Raw genomic sequence first — 18,139 nt, 5'->3', positions numbered from 1 at the left:
ATGTAAACTTTATTCGTATATCTGGAAAACATTCAGAAAATATTTTATAATGTAAGTGGTTACATTTAAGGGGGAATGCGTATGTTTTCAGTTCAACCAATCGCATTTGTACATAATGAAAGAAAGGAAATAAAAGATGATGAGTGGGGAGAAGTAAGATCTCGTATAACTTTAACTGAAATGTATGCAGAAGAGAGTATACAAGGGGTTGAAGATTTTTCTCATATTGAAGTTGTTTTTTATTTTCATAAAGTAACTGACGAGCAAATTCAGTATTTTGCTAGACATCCTAGAAATAATAAGGATTATCCTGAAGTAGGTATTTTTGCACAGCGCGGGAAAAATCGCCCAAATCGCATAGGTGTAACAATTGTAAAGGTGATCAAAAGAGAAGGTAAATCAATTATTGTTGAGGGATTAGATGCTATTGATGGCACTCCTATATTGGATATAAAACCAATAATGAAAGAGTTTATGCCGACAGAAGAAATACACCAGCCTAAATGGGCAACGGATATAATGAGACAGTATTGGAAGGGGAATGGAGTAAAATGAGAATATATGAGGCAACAATTGCAGATTTAGATGGACTAGCATCAGTTTTTAATAACTATCGCATGTTTTATAGGCAAGATTCTGATTTAGAAGGGGCAAAAGTATTTTTACGAAATAGAATTGAGAAAAAAGAGTCTGTTATTTTCGTAGCAGTTGAAGACGGCGAATATATTGGGTTCACGCAACTATATCCATCATTTTCTTCTATTTCAATGAAAGAATTATGGATTTTAAATGATTTATTTGTACAAGCGGCGAAGCGTGGAGCCGGAACAGGTAAAAAATTATTAGAAGCTGCTAAAGAATACGCATTAGAAAATGGAGCAAAAGGTGTAAAGCTGCAAACGGAGATTGATAATTTATCAGCACAACGATTATACGCTGAAAATGGTTATTTGAGAGATAATCGTTATTTCCATTACGAATTAACGTTTTAAAAAATTAAGTTGAAAGAGACATTTTCAAGAAAAAGAATTTCTTTGTAATGAGAAATTCTTTTTTATTTTTGCTTAAATTAAAAAATATGACGAAAATAAAACGATATTTATTTATTGTTAAACAATAAATGTTGTGATAAAATTATGTTGCCATTAAATAAGTGAGGTATTGTAAATGAATCTTAAACGAAGTTCAACAACGTTCTTAAAAGTAATTATTTTTCTTGCTGGAATTTCAGTACTTGCTTTATGCATATTTTTAGTGCCGGAAATGGCGAATTTCGCAGCAAATTTGTATCCTAATATTGCTCCGATGAAATATCTTGTTTTCATTGTGATGTACGGAGCAGCTGTGCCTTTTTACGTTGCTCTTTATCAGGCTTTCAATCTTTTACAGTACATTGATGAGAACACAGCGTTCTCGGAATTATCAGTAAAGGCGTTAAAGAATATAAAGCGCTGTGCAATTACAATCAGTGGTTTGTATGTATTAAGTTTACCACTTTTTCATTTTATAGCGAAAAAAATGGACCCTCCTATTGGGCTAGTGGGACTCATTATCGTTTTTGCTTCGCTCGTTATCGCCGTTTTTGCTGCTATCCTCCAACGACTTCTACAAGAGGCAATTAACATAAAATCAGAAAATGATTTGACGGTCTGAGGTGGCGGATATGACAATCATTATTAATATTGACGTCATGTTAGCAAAACGAAAAATGAGTGTAACGGAGCTTTCGGAGAAGGTTGGAATTACGATGGCGAATCTTTCTATTTTGAAAAATGGGAAAGCAAAAGCGGTTCGTTTTTCAACATTAGAAGCGATATGTAAAGCTTTGGAGTGTCAGCCAGGGGATGTTTTGGAGTATAAAAACGATGAGAATACTCAATAAAAACAAATAACAAATGTAAATAATAGAAGTCAATAAAGAAGGGATAGCCACTAAGCTATTCCTTCTTTACGTTAATTGCTGTTACTAATAAAAAATATAATTTGAATTGCAATGTTTGCGTATCAAAAGGGAACTTGCTACCTTTTGAGGTGATCCGTTTTGTGGAAGACAATTATTTGCCAAAAAGGCTATTTAAACTATGTTTTAAATTATTTCGAGTGAATCAAAAACTTCATTTGTATTATAGTTGATTTAAAACCCAGTTCGTTGCATCTTCAAAGTTATCTGCAATGTAGTTTGGTTCAATATGTGCCCATTTGTCTCGGTACGTATGCAAAGCATCATACCCAGCGCCTGTTCGGACTAGAATCGTAGTCGCATTTACTTTTGCTCCTGCAACAATATCAGTCCAGCGATCACCAACTACAGCACATTGTGTTAAATTAAGTCCATGTTTTTTTGCTGCTTTAAGCAGCATGCCTGTACTTGGTTTACGGCATTCACAACCATCACCGTGTTTATGAGGACATACATAAATATCATCAAAACCGAAGCCTTCTAATTCTTGTACAAAATCGGCTACAGTTGCAATTCCATCTGCGATACCAGGTTGATTTGTGAAAGAGAAAATTTTTATATTTTTAGCTTTTAGTTTTTGCAAGGATGTTTTTGTGAATGGAAATAATGAAAAAGATCCTGGATAATGTATTGTAGTGTCACCACCAATTGTACCGTCACGATCAATGAAAATTGCTTTAATGTTTGTCATAGTTATAGTCCCTTCAATTTATAAGTAGTTTAAAAATGTTTTACAAATCGGTAGCCATTTACTTCATATCCTAATTTTTTGTAAAAAGGATGAGCTTCTACTCTTTTTGTTCCACTAACTAGCCATGTGCCAATGCAATTATGTTTCTTTGCTAATTGCTCGGCATAATCCATCAACACTTGTCCAATGCCTTTCCGTCGTATGTTAGAATCAACGCTAATAATTGAAATCTCTCCATAACGTGTTACATCTTCTAAATTTTCACGTATACGAAATCCAAGTAATCCAAATATAGCTTCTTCTTCCTCGTAAACATATAAAAAATCAAACGGACTCATTTGTACGAATTGTAATCGGTTGTTCATATCTTCATAGGAAATAGAGGAACCTTTTAATTCTTTCGTTAAAGAACAAAGTGCGTCTATATCATCTATCGTTGCTTCACGAATTTGAAAAGACATATTATCCACTCCAATAAAATGTAATCAAACATTTAATATTCTGTTAAAAAATGTTTTTTCCTGCTATGAAAATAAATATTTTATAATGATATATAGATAGTTATATGTTATTCTTTTCCTTGATTGTAATAGTTATACTTTCACAGTTTTATTTATTGCCAGCTGTGATCAGTGGCATTGTTTTTATTTTATTAATTGTATGGATTGTATTTCTACCATTAAAAAAGAGCCATTGACGGCTCTTTTTCTAGTCTGTAACACATTGATAAATAAAATATACTAAAACGAGTATGCTTGCGGCGGAATACATGACGTCTAAAGTCATTCAAGTGCCTCCTCAATATCGTGGTATTAATATTGTATGAAATCTTACAATTTCATATTCAAGTGAAAAATATGTGAACGTTAACAAAATTGTAAAGTGCAAAAATTACAATCATTTTGTATAATAGAAGAAACCACCGTTATATAAAAAATAATGAGTGAAAGGGGAGGGAACATAAATGCCAAATTGGTTTAGAAAAACCTTAGTCGCATTAATTACCGTATTTACATTTGGTTTAGTGACGCCTCCTTCCATATTGCTTGATAATGCCAAAGCTGCGGACAAGCCTACGAGCACAGCTGGGCAACAAAGTTTGGAGAGTACGTCCTATACATATGAAGAAACGAATGACAGGTTAACCACCGATACTTTTATTACTTATGCGATGCAAGAAGCAGAGAAGCAGTCGATGCAAAAGTTTGGTACTAAAATTGGTCCAGTAATTGAAGATGAATTTAAAGATGTAATATTACCAAAGATTGAAGAGGCAATTGCTGAGCTTGCTAGTGATGTACCAGAAGATTCACTACAATCATTAGCGATTTCTCAAAAACCAGCTGGTGGGAATAATGAAAAGATTTTTCATGTCTACGATACGAAATCAGGAAATGATTTATTGCGTTTCCATGTAAGAAGAGATCATCCACCGCAAGATGGTTATTATTTTAATTTCCATTATCATCGTTTTGATGATGGATACTCAGGACATCATGAGTTAGGAAATATTTATTGGAATACGAATGTACCGCCGAAATGGCTTTCTTAAAAAGAACAAGAAAATCTTGTTCTTTTTTATTTTTATAGAAGGGACAGACAACCATGTTGTTGAATAACATAGGTTTAGAAAAAAGAAGCAAAGGGAGTATGGGAATGCAAAAATATATTGTTTTTGACTTTGATGGCACATTAGTAGATTCACAAAATATATTTGTACCAATTTATAATCAAATTGCTGAAAAGCACGGATATAAAACGGTAAGAGAAGAAGAAATTGAGTATTTACGCAAGTTAACGATGGCGGAGAGATGTAAACAACTCGATGTACCACTGTATAAACTACCGATATTAGCGCTGGAGTTTTATAAATTGTATCAACCTGCTATAAAAGATCTTATTTTGTTCCATGGGATGAAGGAAGTATTAGATGAACTACATAAAAAAGGCTACGGAATTGCAGTCATATCATCGAACTCAGAAGAGCATATTCGGGCGTTTTTACAAAAGAATGATATAGAAAATATACAAGAAGTGTATTGTTCTAAAAATTTGTTCGGTAAAGACAAGATGATAAAAAGATTTTTAAAATCGAAAAAGATAACAGAGAAAGATATGTTATATGTCGGTGATGAACAGCGAGACGTAGCAGCGTGTAAAAAGGCTGGAGTGAACGTAATTTGGGTATCTTGGGGATATGATGTTATTGAAACAGTGAAAAAAGATGCACCAGATTACATGGTTCATAAGCCGATGGAAATTGTGCAAGTAGTACAAGGAGCGTATTCTTAATATGAATACACTGCGAGCAGGCATTCATCATATTGAATTTTGGGTAGCAAATTTAGAGGAGTCCATTTCTTTTTATAATAAGTTGTTTTCCATAATTGGGTGGAGAAAGTTAAATGAAGTAGCATATAGCACAGGAGAAAGTGAAATATACTTTAAAGAAGTAGATGAGGAAATTGTAAGGACGTTAGGGCCTAGACATATTTGTTATCAAGCTATTCATAGAGAAGTAGTTGATGAAGTAGCAGATTTTCTTTCTAGTACGAAAGTGAAGGTAATACGTGGTCCAATTGAAATGAATCATTATTCGGAAGGTTACTATACGATTGATTTTTACGATCCGAATGGAGTTATTGTAGAAGTTGCCTATACACCAAATGCAGAAATGTAAGGGGAATAGATATGAAGATAATAATTACAGCACGGCAAAGCAATATACAAATAGTAAAAGATGCAGCGAATATTGAAGAAATTTCTAAAGGTTTTTCGCCTGATAAGAAATATATAATTACGAATGCAAATAATGAAAAATATTTATTTCGGACAGGCGATATAAAAGAGTATGAAAGAAAGAAAATAGAGTTTCAAATTTTAAATGAAATGGTAAAACGTAACGTACAGGCACAAAGGCCAATTGAAATAGGTATATTGGAAGAAGAAGGTGTATGCTATAGTATTTTTTCATATTTAGAAGGGGAAGATGCGAAGAAGCTATTGCCTACATATTCACCAAAAGAACAATATGATATTGGTATAGAGGCAGGAAAAGATTTAGCAAAAATGCATACATTTGAAGCTCCTAAGGATATACTTCCATGGTATGAAAGAGCTATGAAAAAACATAGTAAATATGTAGAGGTATACAAAACATGCGGAATAAAAATAAAAAATGATGATAAAATCATAAAGTTTATAGAAGAAAATGAAATATATTTAAAGAGCCGCCCGAATCGATTTCAACACGATGATTTTCATTTAGAAAATATAATTGTACGGGATGGAAAATATGTAGGTGTTGTTGATTTTAATGGCTATGACTGGGGTGACCCAATTCATGATTTCGTAAAAATTGCACTGTTTGCAAGGGATATTAGTATTCCGTATTCAATCGGACAAATAGAAGGATACTTTAATAGGAAAATACCAGAGGAGTTCTGGAAATTATACACGGTGTATGTTGGCATGACAGTTTTCTCCTCAGTTGTCTGGACATTACGAGCAGCGCCGCATATGTTAGATGATATGTTAGAGCGTCTTACTATAGTTTTAGAGGATCATAATAACTTTGAGTTATCGAAGCCAATTTGGTTTCAACCAGATAAGATTGATATGAAATAGAAAAGGTAGGTGTGATTCGCACCTACCTTTATTTTTTACCATCAAGATACTTATTTAATTTTCTTAAATGTAAGCGGCTGAGTACTTAATGTAGCTGGTACATGTAACTGAAGGGATGGGAATTCACCACTTACATTCATTTCATAAGCGAATAATAAGCTCATTTTCATTTGGAATAAGTCAACTTTTGTGGAGAAGATGTCGTAATGATGATGCCCTAATTGAATATCCATTTCCATAAATTGTACATATAGCGAATCATCTCGTTTGTATACTTGTAATGTTCCGTATGCAGGATGTTCAAAAGTACCAGTATAATCCTCTAACTTGTGCGAAGGTGTAGTCCCTTTAATTTGTTCAGGGAGGGATTCAGTTGCTTCTTTCATCATTTCCTTCATTTTTTTAGTATCTTCTACAGCACGTTTATGCCAATCAATGGATTCTAATTCAAGTAGTTCGTCATAAATTTGATTAGCGAGATAAGTAGGAAGTAATGTTCCTCCAGCATTCGTTAAAATGACAAGGCCTATGTTTTCTGTTGGTATGAATGAAACAAGCGCTGAAAATCCATCGATATTACCGCCATGATGAATCACTTTTTTACCACGATAAGCGCTAATAAACCAACCAAGACCGTAACTATTTAATGGAGATTCAGGGAGTGATAAAACCGGTTGGTCTGGAATTGAATTGTGTGGTGTATACATTTGTTGTAATAATTCAGAGGAGATTAATTCATGATCTCCAAATTTTCCTTCATTTAAGTGGAGAAGTACCCAATTTGCCATATCTTCAATTGTGGAATTAATACACCCAGCAGCGCCAACTGTATCGATGTTACGGAATGGAACTGCTTTTATTTCACCGTCATTTTCAATGTAAGGTAAAGCGTAATCATCTGTAGTTTGTGAATCGTTAACAGAGAAGTTTGTATGTCTCATATTTAAAGGTTCTAAAATATGTTCTGTAGTGTATTGCTCCCACGTTTGATTTGTAATGTTTTCAACAATGTAGCTAATTGTTGCATACATTAAGTTGTTATATAGAAATGCAGTCCGGAACGGTGCATCAAGTGGTAAATGTTTTATTTTTTCAACGAGATCTTTTCGAGATAAGGAAGAACTGTACCAAAGAGCCTCATGACGACTCACTCCAGTTCGATGAGAAGCTAAATCCCGTCCTGTAACTTGTGAGCTAGCAAGTAGTTCAGATAAAGTAAAGTTAGGTATATAAGACGGGACAGGAGCATCCCAATTAAACTTTTTTTGCTGTGCTAACAAGCTTAATGAAAGTGTACCAAACGCTTTCGTTGAGGAACCGATTGCGAATCGAGTATTCGGTGTAACAGCCTCTTTTGTTTCTATATTACGATAGCCGAAACCTTCTGAAAGAATAACTTCACCGTTTTTTATAACAGCGACAGCAACACCAGGAACATTTAAATCCTTCATCATTTTTTCAACCGTGGTTTGTAAAGAAGTCATAACAGGTGTTTCAATTTTAGACATATTTCTAACCTCCAAATATAAATTTTGATCTACCGCACTATACTTTCGGTAATAGAAAATGAAAACCTTTTAAAATATGGAAAGTTAATAATTTTGTAAGAATTAGCGCAAGAAATTTTATTAATTAAGATTATTAAATTTACCATTTTTCATGTTATGATAAATTCCATATACGATTGAAAGAAGGTTTTCCTACATATGAAACATGCTGAAAATGAATACTTAAATTTATGCCGCCATGTAATGGAACATGGTACGAAGAAAGAAGATCGTACAGGGACAGGAACGGTATCTGTATTTGGATATCAAATGCGTTTTGATTTGAGCAAAGGATTTCCTTTATTAACGACAAAAAGAGTACCATTTCGCCTTGTAGCAAGTGAACTACTTTGGTTTATGAAAGGTGATACAAATATTCGCTATTTATTGCAGCATAATAATAACATTTGGAATGAATGGGCTTTTAAGAGCTGGGTAGAAAGTGATGAGTATACTGGTCCTGACATGACTGATTTTGGTCTTCGCTCACAACAAGATGAAGAATTTAAAGTACAGTACGACGAGCAAATGGAATTGTTTAAAAAGAACGTTTTAGAAGATGATGAGTTCTCAAATAAATATGGTTATTTAGGAGACGTTTACGGTAAACAATGGCGTGCTTGGAAAACGACAGCTGGTGAGACACTTGATCAATTAAAAGATGTAATTGAAATGATTAAAAAAACACCAGACTCACGTCGTTTAATCGTTTCTGCTTGGAATCCTGAAGACGTACCGAGTATGGCCTTACCGCCTTGTCATACGCTATTCCAGTTTTATGTAGCAGATGGAAAGCTTTCTTGTCAGTTATATCAAAGAAGTGGTGACATATTCCTTGGAATTCCATTTAACATTGCAAGTTACTCACTACTAACACATTTAATTGCACATGAATGCGGACTTGAAGTGGGAGAATTTGTTCATACAATTGGTGATGCACACATTTATACAAATCATTTTGAACAAGTAGAAAAGCAATTGGCACGTGAACCACGTCCATTCCCGAAACTTACATTAAATCCAGATGTGAAATCTGTTTTCGATTTTGAAATGGAAGATTTAACGATTGAAGGATACGATCCGCATCCAGCAATTAAAGCACCGGTTGCAGTATAATTGTAGAGGAGATGAAAAAATGATTGTTTCATTTATGGTCGCTATGGACGAAAATAGAGTAATTGGTAAAGATAATAATTTACCTTGGCGTTTACCGAGTGAATTACAATACGTGAAGAAAACAACGATGGGTCACCCGCTTATTATGGGAAGAAAGAACTATGAAGCGATTGGTAGACCACTGCCTGGAAGACGTAATATTATTGTAACTCGTAATGAAGGGTATCATGTTGAAGGTTGTGAAGTTGTTCATTCTGTAGAAGAAGTGTTTGAACTATGTAAAAATGAAGAAGAGATTTTTATTTTTGGTGGAGCGCAAATTTACGACCTCTTTTTACCTTATGTAGACAAGTTATATATAACAAAAATCCATCATGCATTTGAAGGAGATACATTCTTCCCAGAAATGGATATGACAAATTGGAAAGAGATTTTTGTAGAAAAAGGTTTAACGGATGAAAAAAACCCGTATACGTATTATTACCATGTATATGAGAAGCAACAATAATAAAAAAGATTGATGTGAGAATTCGCATCAATCTTTTTATTTATATTCACCAATATAAGTTTATAGATGAGATTCGATAGTGCTATAATGATAGGTAGCATGTAAAAATGCTAAAATTTTCAAAAGTACTAATATAGAAAGAGGAGGAGAATCGATTGAGAAAGATATGGGGGATTCTTTTTCTTTGCTTAACATTCATGTTAGTTGGATGTGGTAAAGAAGAAAAACCACAAGAAGCGTTTGATACATATGTAAAAGCGTGGAATAAACAAAAATTTGCAGATATGTATGATCAACTATCAAAAAATGCAAAAAAAGATATTTCAAAGAAAGAGTTTACTGAGAAATATGAAAAAATTTATTCTGGTATCGAAGTGAAAGACTTAAAGGTAGAAGCAGGGGAAGTAAAAGAAGATAAAAAAGATGAAGGCCCTGTTCCTTTTAAAGTAAGCATGGATACAGTTGGTGGTAAAATTACATTTGGTCATGAAGCAAAAATGGTGAAAGAAAAAGATGGAGATAAAGAATCTTGGAAAATAGATTGGACTCCTGATTTTATTTTCCCAGGTATGACGAAAGATAGTAAAGTGCGTATGCAGACAACACAGCCAAAACGTGGTGAAATATACGATCGTAATGGAAAAGGTCTTGCAACGAATGGGAAAGCTTCTGAAATCGGATTGATTCCTGAAAAGTTAGGCGATACTGCTCCGCAAACGAAAGAAACAGTAGCGAAGTTATTAAATATGTCTGTAGAAGAAATTGATCAAAAATTAGCTGCTAAATGGGTAAAACCAGGGTATCTCGTACCAATTGGAATTTTGCCTGAAGGGGCAACACAAAATACGTACATTGATTTACCAGGTGTTTCAACAAAACCTGTAAATGTTCGTACATATCCGTTAGGGGAAGCGGCAGCTCATCTGACTGGTTATATTGGAAAGGTAAATGCTGAAGATTTAAAAACGCTACAAAAGAAAGGCTATCAAGCTGATGACCCAGTTGGTAAAGCTGGCTTAGAGCAAGTATTAGAGGAAAAGCTACGCGGTAAAAAAGGTGGCCGTGTCTTTGTAGAAGATGCGCAAGGAAAAGAAATTAAAAATTTAGCAAAAACAGATGCTGTTGATGGAGAAAATGTAACTTTAACTATTGATAGTGTTGTTCAAGAAAAAACGTATAATGAAATGAAGGGCGAAGCTGGTTCAAGTGCAGCAATTAATCCGAAAAGTGGAGAAACAATTGCACTAGTAAGTAGTCCAGCATATGATCCTAATATAATTGCACGAGGGACATCGAAGGCACAACGCGAAGCTTGGAATAATGATCCGAAAAAACCAATGACAAATCGCTTTACACAATTGTCGGTACCAGGTTCTGTATTTAAACCTATTACAGCTGCAATTGGTCTTGAAACGAAAACGATTGATCCAAAAGAAGAGTTGAAAATTGAAGGATTAAAATGGACAAAAAATTCTTCTTGGGGTAATTACTATGTAACGCGTGTGAAAGATGCAAATCCGATTGATTTTGATAAGGCGATGAAATACTCGGATAATATTTACTTCGCACAAGAAGCTTTAAAAATCGGAAAAGACAAGTTTATGAGTGAAGCAAAAAAATTCGGATTCGATGAGAAACTACCAATTGAATATGGATTCCCTGCTTCTAAAATTGCAAATGACGGCATTAAAAATGATATTCAAATGGCAGATACGGGATATGGACAAGGACAAGTATTAATGACTCCTCTTCATTTAGCTTTAACGTATGCGCCGATTGTAAATGATGGAACGATTCCGTCACCGTATATTATTAAAACAGATAAACAACCAAAAGCTTGGAAAGAAAATGTAATTTCTAAAGGAAATCAGGATATATTAAAAACTGCAATGACGAAAGTAATTAATGATCCAGATGGTACAGGGAAAATTGCTAAAATTGATGGTATGACTCTTGCTGGAAAAACAGGTACAGCGGAATTAAAAGTATCAAAAGAGGCCGAAGGAAAAGAACTAGGTTGGTTCGCTGCATTTGATTTAAATTCACCAGATATGGTCATTACAATGATGATTGAAGATGTAAAAGGTAGAGGCGGGAGTAATATTCCAGCTGAAAAAGTAAAACATGTATTTCAAAAATAATATGTAATAGAAGGCTATCTCTATAAGTTGTAGAGGTAGCCTTTTTATACGAAAGAATTCTTAATATCTGTATACTAAATTTTAAGGAAACAAAGTAAATCATTAACTTACGAAAAAAAAGTAGCTATTTTTTATTGACATTGATTAAAACTTTTTGTATTATACTTACATAAGGTAAGTTATTAACTTTTAAAAAACAAATCTTGAATTAAAGATAAAGAAAAAAAAGGGAGAGAATACAATGACAAAAGTACTATTTATTACAGCAAATCCAAATTCAGCAGAAGGTTCTTTCGGAATGGCAGTAGGGGAAGCTTTCATCGAAGCTTATAAAAACGAACATCCACAAGACGAAGTTGTAACAATTGATTTATTCAACACTACAGTACCAGCAATTGATGCAGATGTATTTGCTGCTTGGGGTAAATTTGCAGCAGGTGAAGGCTTTGAAGCTTTAACTGAAGTTCAACAACAAAAAGTAGCAGCAATGAACACAAACTTAGAAACATTTATGAATGCAGATCGTTATGTATTCGTAACTCCAATGTGGAACTTTAGCTATCCACCAGTAGTAAAAGCATACTTAGATAACGTAGCAATCGCAGGTAAAACATTCAAATATACTGAAAATGGTCCAGTCGGCTTATTAGAAGGTAAAAAAGCACTTCACATTCAAGCAACAGGTGGCGTATATTCTGAAGGAGCATACGCAGCTGTAGACTTCGGTCGCAATCACTTAAAGACTGTATTAGGATTTGTCGGTGTAAATGATACTGAATATATCGCAGTTGAAGGTATGAATGCAAACCCTGAAAAAGCACAAGAAATTAAAGAAGCAGCAATTGCTAATGCTCGTGAATTAGCAAAACGTTTCTAATATAGAATGCTTAAAAAGTCCAAACACTTGCTGTTTGGACTTTTTTCTTCTTTTTCCTTCGTTTGTCTAGTATAATGAAGGTCGGAATGATAATAGGTGGGGGTTCTGTATGATTCAAACGTTTTTTAAAATCTTTTATTTAATTTTAATTGTAATTGCGATTACACCGAGAATGTGGCGTCTTAAAAGACAAGTAAATAAGATGGCGCCAAAAGAAAAAGATAATGCTGTGTACAAAACGACAAATTGGTTTGGTAAGAAAATGGTACGTGTAGCTGGAGGGACAGTAGAAGTGAAAGGGCTTGAAAATGTTCCGAAAGACAAGCCGGTACTAGTTGTAAGTAATCACCAAAGTAATATGGATATCCCTGTTTTACTAGGTTACTTAAATAAACCAATTGGATTCGTGTCAAAAGCAGAGATTAAAAAGTTCCCAGTTGTACCAACTTGGATGGAACTTATGAATTGTGTATTTATGGATCGTAGCGATCGTCGTCAATCTCTTAAAGCAATTAAAGACGGAATCGAACTATTAAAGAATGGACATTCTATCGTAATTTTCCCAGAAGGAACGAGAAGTAAGGGCGGCGAAGTTGGAGAGTTTAAGGCTGGTAGTTTCCACCTTGCAGTAAAGTCAGGTGTAGCAATTTTACCTGTAACGTTAGATGGTACATATAAGATGTTTGAAGCGAATGGAAATCGTATGAAGCCAGCTCATGCAACAGTAACAATTTCTAAGCCGATTACACCTGAAGATTATGCGAATATGGATATTAAAGAATTAACGAAGCATACACAGGAAGTTATCGCATCACAATTACATAAGTAATAAAAAAGGATTCAGCTTATAGTAAGCTGAATCCTTTTTTATTATGCTGTAGGTAAGACATAAAAGAGTACACAGAAGAACATCATCGCACTACCACCTAAAACGAACAGGTGCCATATAGCATGGTTGAAAGGTAGCTTTTCCCAAAGGAAGAATATAGCTCCGACAGAATATAAAATTCCACCTGCTAAAAGTAGTGAAAAACCATGTCCAGTTAGATTTTCATAAAGTGGTTTAATGGCAACGATTATGAGCCATCCCATAATGATGTAACATAAAGTTGAAGCCTTTATAAAGCGACGTACAAAGAAAATTTTGAAGACGATACCTCCGATTGCTAGTGTCCATATTATAGCAAGCAACGTCCATCCTAATGGGCCACGAAGTGTAATAAGTAGAAAAGGAGTATACGTGCCAGCAATCAATAAGTAAATGGCTGAATGATCTAAAATAGTAAATATTTTTTCTACTTTAGGATGATGAATGCTATGTAGCAATGTTGAAAACAAGTACAGTAAGAACATGCTTACACCATAAACAGTAAATGCAACTACAGCTGATGCGGTACCGTGCTTAGAAGCATGAATAATCAATATGATTAAGGCAGGGATGCTTAAAATGGCACCGATACCATGTGTAATTGCATTTGCAATTTCTTCTTTTACAAATTGGGTCATTCGTGTCATTTTTTCAGTCATAATGCAAATCCTTTCTACTATCATAAAATAATATGTCATTTCCCTTACCATATCATACACAAGAGCAATAGAAAATGAAATTTGTATAATTGATTATATTTTTGAATTTTTTTGATAAAAGACAATGGATTTGTTGACGTTTTCAAACTTTTTTGACAAAATAAAATTATGTAATAGTAGGACAAGGAAACTACTAATAAAGGGGATGGGGAAATGTTTTCAAATATTGGCTTTCCAGGGTTAATTTTAATTTTAGTAGCAGTACTCATTTTATTTGGACCTAAAAAATTGCCGGAAATCGGGAAGGCTTTAGGGGAAACGTTAAAAGAGTTTAAAAAATCAACGAAAGAATTGACAGATGACGCATTTCAAGAAAAGGAAAAGAAAGAAAAAATGTAGTGTATTTTCCTTGTAATGGATAAATAAAGTGTGGTGAACGAGATGGAAGATCGGGAAATGAGCGTAGTAGAACATATTGTTGAGCTTCGAAAAAGAGTAATATATACGGTGTTATCCTTTGTACTATTTTTAATTATTGGATTTACTTTTACAAAGGATATTTATTTTTGGCTTGTAAAAGATTTACCAATGAAATTAACTGTTCTCGGTCCAAGTGATGTATTGTGGATTTTTTTCTCGATTGCTACAGTATTTGCTATCGTTTGTACAATTCCTTTTGCTGCTATACAAATTTGGTTATTTGTAAAACCGGGTTTACATCCAAATGAACAAAAGATGACAATAATGTATATACCGGTATTGTCTATATTATTTCTCGCAGGTTTATGTTTTGGATATTTCATTGTAATGCCGTTTCTATTTCACTTTTTAACTACGATAGGTAATGAAATGTTTAATACGATGTTTACGACAGAAAAGTATTTTCATTTTGTACTTAATTTAACAGTTCCATTTGCTGTGATTTTTGAATTGCCAGTCGTTGTAATGTTTTTAACTAGTATTGGAATACTTACGGCGGAATTTTTAATAAAAATAAGAAGGTATGCTTACGTAGCATTAATTATCATTGCATCTTGTATATCACCGCCAGACTTTTTATCTCATAGTTTAGTTGCAGTGCCGCTTATTTGTATTTATGAAGTAAGTATTGCGTTATCAAAGGTTGTTAGTAAGAGGAAAAAGAAAAGAGAAGAAATGCAGTCGAAAAGTGCCTCGTTATAAAGGCACTTTTTTATTTATTTGTTATACTATAGCTATAAACGTATACAATATATAGAAGAAAAAAATTATAGAATCTCCAAAATTTAGACAAACTTTGCGCTTTTATAAGCTTATACTAAATGTATTAAACAATTGATGGATAATGAGATTCCCGTCTCAGAGATATTTAGGACGGGAAGGTGAATTAGGTGGAGATGAATAGAGTATAAATCTTCTAGCCATAAGGACTACAGAAATCATATAAGTCTGATTTTACTCCACTTTAAACAACGTGTTACAGCGCAAAGTAGAGGAAGTTCAAAAATCCAATGAAAAAGAGGATTGATATTGTGATTACGAAAAGTTTTTATTTCACTCATTCAACAGGGGATTGCATTAAAATATTCGAAATCCCTGTCCTACAGGCACAGCATCCATTATCGTTTCTAATTCAGTCTCGTCTTCAATTATTTATTGCAAAAATTCAAAGACAAAAACACCCAAGATTTTCGTATTCTTTCCGTGAATATTTACAAAATTGTTTGAAGTGGAATGATTATTTAAATGTATATAAAACAAATACCCTTGAAAAAAATGCATGATACGAAGTACGGACAGGGTTAGTAAACTCTGTCTTTTTCATTTTAGATATGAAAATATAATTAATTTGATGAAATTTCGTTCCAAATTGTTGAAAGCAATGGGAATACTAGTATAATAACAAGGAGAGCGTATTGGAAAGGGAAGAAGTATAGTATGCAAAAAATTAAAATTGTAACAGATTCAACGGCAGATTTATCACAAGACGTAATCGAAAAGTATGACATTCATGTTTTACCATTATCAATCTCTGTAAATGGACAAACATATTTAGATCGCGTTGATTTACAACCTGACGAATTTATTGAAGAAATGATTAAATCAGAGGAATTACCAAAAACATCACAACCAGCTATGGGTACATTTGTAGAAATGTATGACAAGCTAGGGGAAGATGGAAGCGAAGTCCTTTCTATCCATATGACAAGTGGAATGAGCGGTACTGTAGCAACTGCAAATAGCGCTGCATCAATGACTGATACAAAAGTAACAGTTGTTGATTCTCAATTTATTACACATGCTTTAGCATATCAAGTAATTGAAGCTGCAAAAATGGCAAATGACGGACGCTCACTAGAAGAAATTTTAAAACGTGTAGATGAAGTAAGAAAGAATACTCGTTTATATGTAGTAGTGGATACATTAGAAAACTTAGTGAAGGGTGGACGTATCGGTAAAGGAAAAGCGTTTATCGGTTCGCTACTTAATATAAAGCCAATTGCTAGTCTTGAAGACGGTGTTTATAATCCTGTAACGAAAGTTCGTAGCCAAGGCCAAATTGTAAAAACATTAGCTAAGTTATTTGAGCAAGATACGGCTGGAAAAGTCGTAAAAGCTGTTGCAATTCCGCATGCGAAAGCAATTCCTTTAGCTGAAAGTATGAAAGCGGCGGTTGAAAAAGTGAGTGGATTTGCTCAATCAGAAATTTTTTATACAACGCCTATTATTAGTACTCATACAGGTCCGGGCGCAATCGGATTTATGTATTTAGCAGAGTAATAAAAAAGCTACTTGAAAATATATTTCAAGTAGCTTTTTATGTAAATAGAAAGTAAGAAATAAGAAGAGCTACACAGGCACTACCGCTAATGATATAGCGAGTCTGTAAATATTCATTCATAGAAAACACCCTTTATCCCGCTATTTGCGGACAGTAAAACTCTCTACCTCAAATTTAGCTGGAGCAAAGAGGTTAGGTAGCGGGCTGCCCGTAAAAGCTTGATTGGTGAAGGCAAATAATCAGTGGGGATGAAGAAATCCCACTGATTAAAGTTTCACTATAGGATTTTCTATATTATATGTTGGATATAGAAAATCAGTCATTACGTTACACATGTAAAGTTTCAATTTTTTCGTTTATTTGCTTATCATTTGTTGCGTTACTATAAATAAAAGTTTGACCTAAAAAGAGTACATGCAGTTGTTCCCACGGTAACATGCGCAAATTCCAATTATTTCGAAGTCTAGTTATTGCTTCACGAGGTGTTTCATCGGCGAGTGCAAAAGCTCCGTAATGCATTGGTATAAAATGTGTAGCGTTTAAATCTAAATAAGCTTGCACGGCCTCTTCAGGTGAAACATGAGATACTTTCATAAACCATTCTGGTTCATAAGCGCCAATGGGCATAAGAGCAATATCAATTAAAAAGCGTTCACCAATTTCTTTGAAACCTTGGAAATAGCCACTGTCGCCACAAAAATATATGGTTTCCATAGTCGTTTCATTATCAATAATCCATCCGCCCCAGTGAGACGTATTCATATCAAATAAGAATCTTCTCGTCCAGTGCTGAGCAGGTACGAAGTGAAAAGAAACTTCGTTAATTATCGTACTTTCCCACCATTTATACTCTTCTACATGTTTAAATCTCTTACGAGTAAATAATTTTTTTAATCCAATAGGTACAAGATATAGAACATCATCATTCAACTGACGAAGAGTTGAAAAATCTAAATGATCATAATGACCATGTGAAATAAGGACAATATCAATTTTAGGTAGTGCTTCTATAGAGAGTCCAGGTTCTGTAAGTCTTGGAACTAGCTTTAATTTATTAGCCCATACTGGATCTGTTAATATATTAAGTCCATTCGTTTGGATAAGAAAAGTGGAATGCCCAATCCATGTGATAGTCGTTTTTTCAACATTACTTTGCAAAAATGCACTTTGTTTAACGGGTGATTGTTCTACTAAGAAAGAAAAATCTTTTTTGTTTTGCTTTCGTTCTTTACGCCAGCGTAAAAAAGAGCGAATTGATTTTTTTGTACTAACATTATCCATATTTTCATAGCGCTTTGCCATGAACATCACCTCATTTAAAATCGTTGTATTTGTATTGTACCGAAATGTTGTTAAGGAATACAGTGTAAAACATGGATTAATG

General features: G+C 33.9%; 22 protein-coding genes and 1 pseudogene. 18 read left to right on the top strand and 5 right to left on the bottom strand.

The features are described from left to right. Window positions 1-81 precede the first annotated feature (81 nt). The 4 genes from GBN78_RS07850 to GBN78_RS07835 all read left to right on the top strand — a co-directional run bounded on the left by GBN78_RS07850 (window position 82) and on the right by GBN78_RS07835 (window position 1,882). Window positions 82-555 (top strand): SAM-dependent methyltransferase, encoded by a 474-nt coding sequence (locus tag GBN78_RS07850; RefSeq protein ID WP_000493255.1) that lies wholly within the window; start codon window positions 82-84, stop codon window positions 553-555. Continuing rightward, window positions 552-992, top strand: a complete 441-nt coding sequence (locus GBN78_RS07845; RefSeq protein WP_001223866.1) for a GNAT family N-acetyltransferase — start codon at window positions 552-554, stop codon at window positions 990-992. Before GBN78_RS07850 ends, GBN78_RS07845 begins: the two co-directional genes overlap by 4 nt. Before the next feature lie 175 nt (window positions 993-1,167). Next, entirely contained in the window at window positions 1,168-1,653 is a 486-nt protein-coding gene (locus tag GBN78_RS07840) for a DUF2975 domain-containing protein (protein WP_001050149.1), read from the top strand. Window positions 1,654-1,663: 10 nt separating this feature from the next. Continuing rightward, a complete protein-coding gene (locus tag GBN78_RS07835; protein ID WP_000152535.1) occupies window positions 1,664-1,882 on the top strand; it encodes a helix-turn-helix domain-containing protein in 219 nt (72 codons plus the stop codon). A gap of 241 nt (window positions 1,883-2,123) precedes the next feature. Here the strand turns inward: GBN78_RS07835 and GBN78_RS07830 are convergent, their stop codons facing one another. After that, a complete protein-coding gene (locus GBN78_RS07830; protein WP_000181772.1) occupies window positions 2,124-2,651 on the bottom strand; it encodes an HAD-IIIA family hydrolase in 528 nt (175 codons plus the stop codon). 29 nt (window positions 2,652-2,680) lie between these two features. Continuing rightward, window positions 2,681-3,112, bottom strand: a complete 432-nt coding sequence (locus tag GBN78_RS07825; protein ID WP_000009776.1) for a GNAT family N-acetyltransferase — start codon at window positions 3,110-3,112, stop codon at window positions 2,681-2,683. A gap of 125 nt (window positions 3,113-3,237) precedes the next feature. On the opposite strand from GBN78_RS07825, the pseudogene GBN78_RS30595 reads away from it, so the two are divergent. The 5 genes and pseudogenes from GBN78_RS30595 to GBN78_RS07800 form a co-directional block, all read left to right on the top strand. After that, window positions 3,238-3,348: pseudogene (locus tag GBN78_RS30595) on the top strand (ABC transporter permease); the annotation flags it as partial. Between the two features lie 267 nt (window positions 3,349-3,615). After that, entirely contained in the window at window positions 3,616-4,203 is a 588-nt protein-coding gene (locus GBN78_RS07815) for a YpjP family protein (protein ID WP_001134421.1), read from the top strand. A gap of 104 nt (window positions 4,204-4,307) precedes the next feature. Then, a complete protein-coding gene (locus tag GBN78_RS07810; protein ID WP_001987851.1) occupies window positions 4,308-4,943 on the top strand; it encodes an HAD family hydrolase in 636 nt (211 codons plus the stop codon). Between the two features lies 1 nt (window position 4,944). Further along, a complete protein-coding gene (locus GBN78_RS07805) occupies window positions 4,945-5,331 on the top strand; it encodes a VOC family protein (protein ID WP_152127151.1) in 387 nt (128 codons plus the stop codon). Window positions 5,332-5,342: 11 nt separating this feature from the next. Further along, the gene (locus GBN78_RS07800) at window positions 5,343-6,278 is read left to right on the top strand and encodes an aminoglycoside phosphotransferase family protein (RefSeq protein WP_069604967.1); all 936 of its coding nucleotides are present in this window, start codon (window positions 5,343-5,345) and stop codon (window positions 6,276-6,278) included. Window positions 6,279-6,328: 50 nt separating this feature from the next. Here the strand turns inward: GBN78_RS07800 and GBN78_RS07795 are convergent, their stop codons facing one another. Continuing rightward, window positions 6,329-7,786 (bottom strand): serine hydrolase, encoded by a 1,458-nt coding sequence (locus tag GBN78_RS07795; RefSeq protein ID WP_152127149.1) that lies wholly within the window; start codon window positions 7,784-7,786, stop codon window positions 6,329-6,331. A 198-nt stretch (window positions 7,787-7,984) separates the two neighbouring features. Here GBN78_RS07795 and GBN78_RS07790 point away from each other — a divergent pair, with 198 nt between their 5' ends. The 5 genes from GBN78_RS07790 to GBN78_RS07770 all read left to right on the top strand — a co-directional run bounded on the left by GBN78_RS07790 (window position 7,985) and on the right by GBN78_RS07770 (window position 13,296). Continuing rightward, the gene (locus GBN78_RS07790) at window positions 7,985-8,941 is read left to right on the top strand and encodes a thymidylate synthase (protein WP_000679609.1); all 957 of its coding nucleotides are present in this window, start codon (window positions 7,985-7,987) and stop codon (window positions 8,939-8,941) included. A gap of 19 nt (window positions 8,942-8,960) precedes the next feature. Further along, window positions 8,961-9,449: a dihydrofolate reductase gene (locus GBN78_RS07785; RefSeq protein WP_000637206.1), complete on the top strand. Its 489-nt coding sequence runs from the start codon at window positions 8,961-8,963 to the stop codon at window positions 9,447-9,449. Window positions 9,450-9,604: 155 nt separating this feature from the next. Further along, window positions 9,605-11,590, top strand: coding sequence for a penicillin-binding protein 3 (pbpC, locus tag GBN78_RS07780; protein ID WP_152127147.1), 1,986 nt, complete (start codon window positions 9,605-9,607; stop codon window positions 11,588-11,590). A 241-nt stretch (window positions 11,591-11,831) separates the two neighbouring features. Further along, window positions 11,832-12,467, top strand: coding sequence for an FMN-dependent NADH-azoreductase (locus GBN78_RS07775; protein WP_000170025.1), 636 nt, complete (start codon window positions 11,832-11,834; stop codon window positions 12,465-12,467). 109 nt (window positions 12,468-12,576) lie between these two features. Then, window positions 12,577-13,296, top strand: a complete 720-nt coding sequence (locus GBN78_RS07770; protein ID WP_000616572.1) for a lysophospholipid acyltransferase family protein — start codon at window positions 12,577-12,579, stop codon at window positions 13,294-13,296. A 41-nt stretch (window positions 13,297-13,337) separates the two neighbouring features. On the opposite strand, the gene trhA is transcribed toward GBN78_RS07770, so the two are convergent. Then, entirely contained in the window at window positions 13,338-13,994 is a 657-nt protein-coding gene (gene trhA, locus GBN78_RS07765; protein WP_000136889.1) for a PAQR family membrane homeostasis protein TrhA, read from the bottom strand. A gap of 213 nt (window positions 13,995-14,207) precedes the next feature. On the opposite strand from trhA, the gene GBN78_RS07760 reads away from it, so the two are divergent. The 4 genes from GBN78_RS07760 to GBN78_RS07745 all read left to right on the top strand — a co-directional run bounded on the left by GBN78_RS07760 (window position 14,208) and on the right by GBN78_RS07745 (window position 16,754). Then, on the top strand, window positions 14,208-14,393 hold the full coding sequence (locus GBN78_RS07760; protein ID WP_000492443.1) for a twin-arginine translocase TatA/TatE family subunit: 186 nt from the start codon (window positions 14,208-14,210) through the stop codon (window positions 14,391-14,393). A gap of 42 nt (window positions 14,394-14,435) precedes the next feature. Further along, complete coding sequence (tatC, locus tag GBN78_RS07755; RefSeq protein ID WP_000390120.1) at window positions 14,436-15,176, top strand: twin-arginine translocase subunit TatC; 741 nt, start codon at window positions 14,436-14,438, stop codon at window positions 15,174-15,176. 329 nt (window positions 15,177-15,505) lie between these two features. Continuing rightward, the gene (locus tag GBN78_RS07750) at window positions 15,506-15,757 is read left to right on the top strand and encodes a DUF2535 family protein (protein ID WP_000629013.1); all 252 of its coding nucleotides are present in this window, start codon (window positions 15,506-15,508) and stop codon (window positions 15,755-15,757) included. Between the two features lie 154 nt (window positions 15,758-15,911). After that, window positions 15,912-16,754, top strand: coding sequence for a DegV family protein (locus tag GBN78_RS07745; RefSeq protein ID WP_001169470.1), 843 nt, complete (start codon window positions 15,912-15,914; stop codon window positions 16,752-16,754). 328 nt (window positions 16,755-17,082) lie between these two features. Here GBN78_RS07745 and GBN78_RS07740 read toward each other — a convergent pair whose 3' ends face one another. Continuing rightward, window positions 17,083-18,057 carry an MBL fold metallo-hydrolase gene (locus tag GBN78_RS07740; RefSeq protein WP_016117735.1) on the bottom strand — a complete coding sequence of 325 codons (975 nt, stop codon included), beginning with the start codon at window positions 18,055-18,057 and terminating at the stop codon, window positions 17,083-17,085. Window positions 18,058-18,139: the final 82 nt, after the last annotated feature.

Source organism: Bacillus sp. B2-WWTP-C-10-Post-4 (assembly GCF_009183805.1).
Lineage (GTDB): Bacteria > Bacillota > Bacilli > Bacillales > Bacillaceae_G > Bacillus_A > Bacillus_A cereus.
This window is presented reverse-complemented; position numbering and strand designations above follow the sequence as displayed.

Coding starts and splice junctions, on each gene's coding strand:
- GBN78_RS07850 (WP_000493255.1), top strand. CDS start 82: ATGTTTTCAGTTCAACCAATCGCATTTGTACATAATGAAAGAAAGGAA.
- GBN78_RS07845 (WP_001223866.1), top strand. CDS start 552: ATGAGAATATATGAGGCAACAATTGCAGATTTAGATGGACTAGCATCA.
- GBN78_RS07840 (WP_001050149.1), top strand. CDS start 1,168: ATGAATCTTAAACGAAGTTCAACAACGTTCTTAAAAGTAATTATTTTT.
- GBN78_RS07835 (WP_000152535.1), top strand. CDS start 1,664: ATGACAATCATTATTAATATTGACGTCATGTTAGCAAAACGAAAAATG.
- GBN78_RS07830 (WP_000181772.1), bottom strand. CDS start 2,651: ATGACAAACATTAAAGCAATTTTCATTGATCGTGACGGTACAATTGGT.
- GBN78_RS07825 (WP_000009776.1), bottom strand. CDS start 3,112: ATGTCTTTTCAAATTCGTGAAGCAACGATAGATGATATAGACGCACTT.
- GBN78_RS07815 (WP_001134421.1), top strand. CDS start 3,616: ATGCCAAATTGGTTTAGAAAAACCTTAGTCGCATTAATTACCGTATTT.
- GBN78_RS07810 (WP_001987851.1), top strand. CDS start 4,308: ATGCAAAAATATATTGTTTTTGACTTTGATGGCACATTAGTAGATTCA.
- GBN78_RS07805 (WP_152127151.1), top strand. CDS start 4,945: ATGAATACACTGCGAGCAGGCATTCATCATATTGAATTTTGGGTAGCA.
- GBN78_RS07800 (WP_069604967.1), top strand. CDS start 5,343: ATGAAGATAATAATTACAGCACGGCAAAGCAATATACAAATAGTAAAA.
- GBN78_RS07795 (WP_152127149.1), bottom strand. CDS start 7,786: ATGTCTAAAATTGAAACACCTGTTATGACTTCTTTACAAACCACGGTT.
- GBN78_RS07790 (WP_000679609.1), top strand. CDS start 7,985: ATGAAACATGCTGAAAATGAATACTTAAATTTATGCCGCCATGTAATG.
- GBN78_RS07785 (WP_000637206.1), top strand. CDS start 8,961: ATGATTGTTTCATTTATGGTCGCTATGGACGAAAATAGAGTAATTGGT.
- GBN78_RS07775 (WP_000170025.1), top strand. CDS start 11,832: ATGACAAAAGTACTATTTATTACAGCAAATCCAAATTCAGCAGAAGGT.
- GBN78_RS07770 (WP_000616572.1), top strand. CDS start 12,577: ATGATTCAAACGTTTTTTAAAATCTTTTATTTAATTTTAATTGTAATT.
- trhA (WP_000136889.1), bottom strand. CDS start 13,994: ATGACTGAAAAAATGACACGAATGACCCAATTTGTAAAAGAAGAAATT.
- GBN78_RS07760 (WP_000492443.1), top strand. CDS start 14,208: ATGTTTTCAAATATTGGCTTTCCAGGGTTAATTTTAATTTTAGTAGCA.
- tatC (WP_000390120.1), top strand. CDS start 14,436: ATGGAAGATCGGGAAATGAGCGTAGTAGAACATATTGTTGAGCTTCGA.
- GBN78_RS07745 (WP_001169470.1), top strand. CDS start 15,912: ATGCAAAAAATTAAAATTGTAACAGATTCAACGGCAGATTTATCACAA.
- GBN78_RS07740 (WP_016117735.1), bottom strand. CDS start 18,057: ATGGCAAAGCGCTATGAAAATATGGATAATGTTAGTACAAAAAAATCA.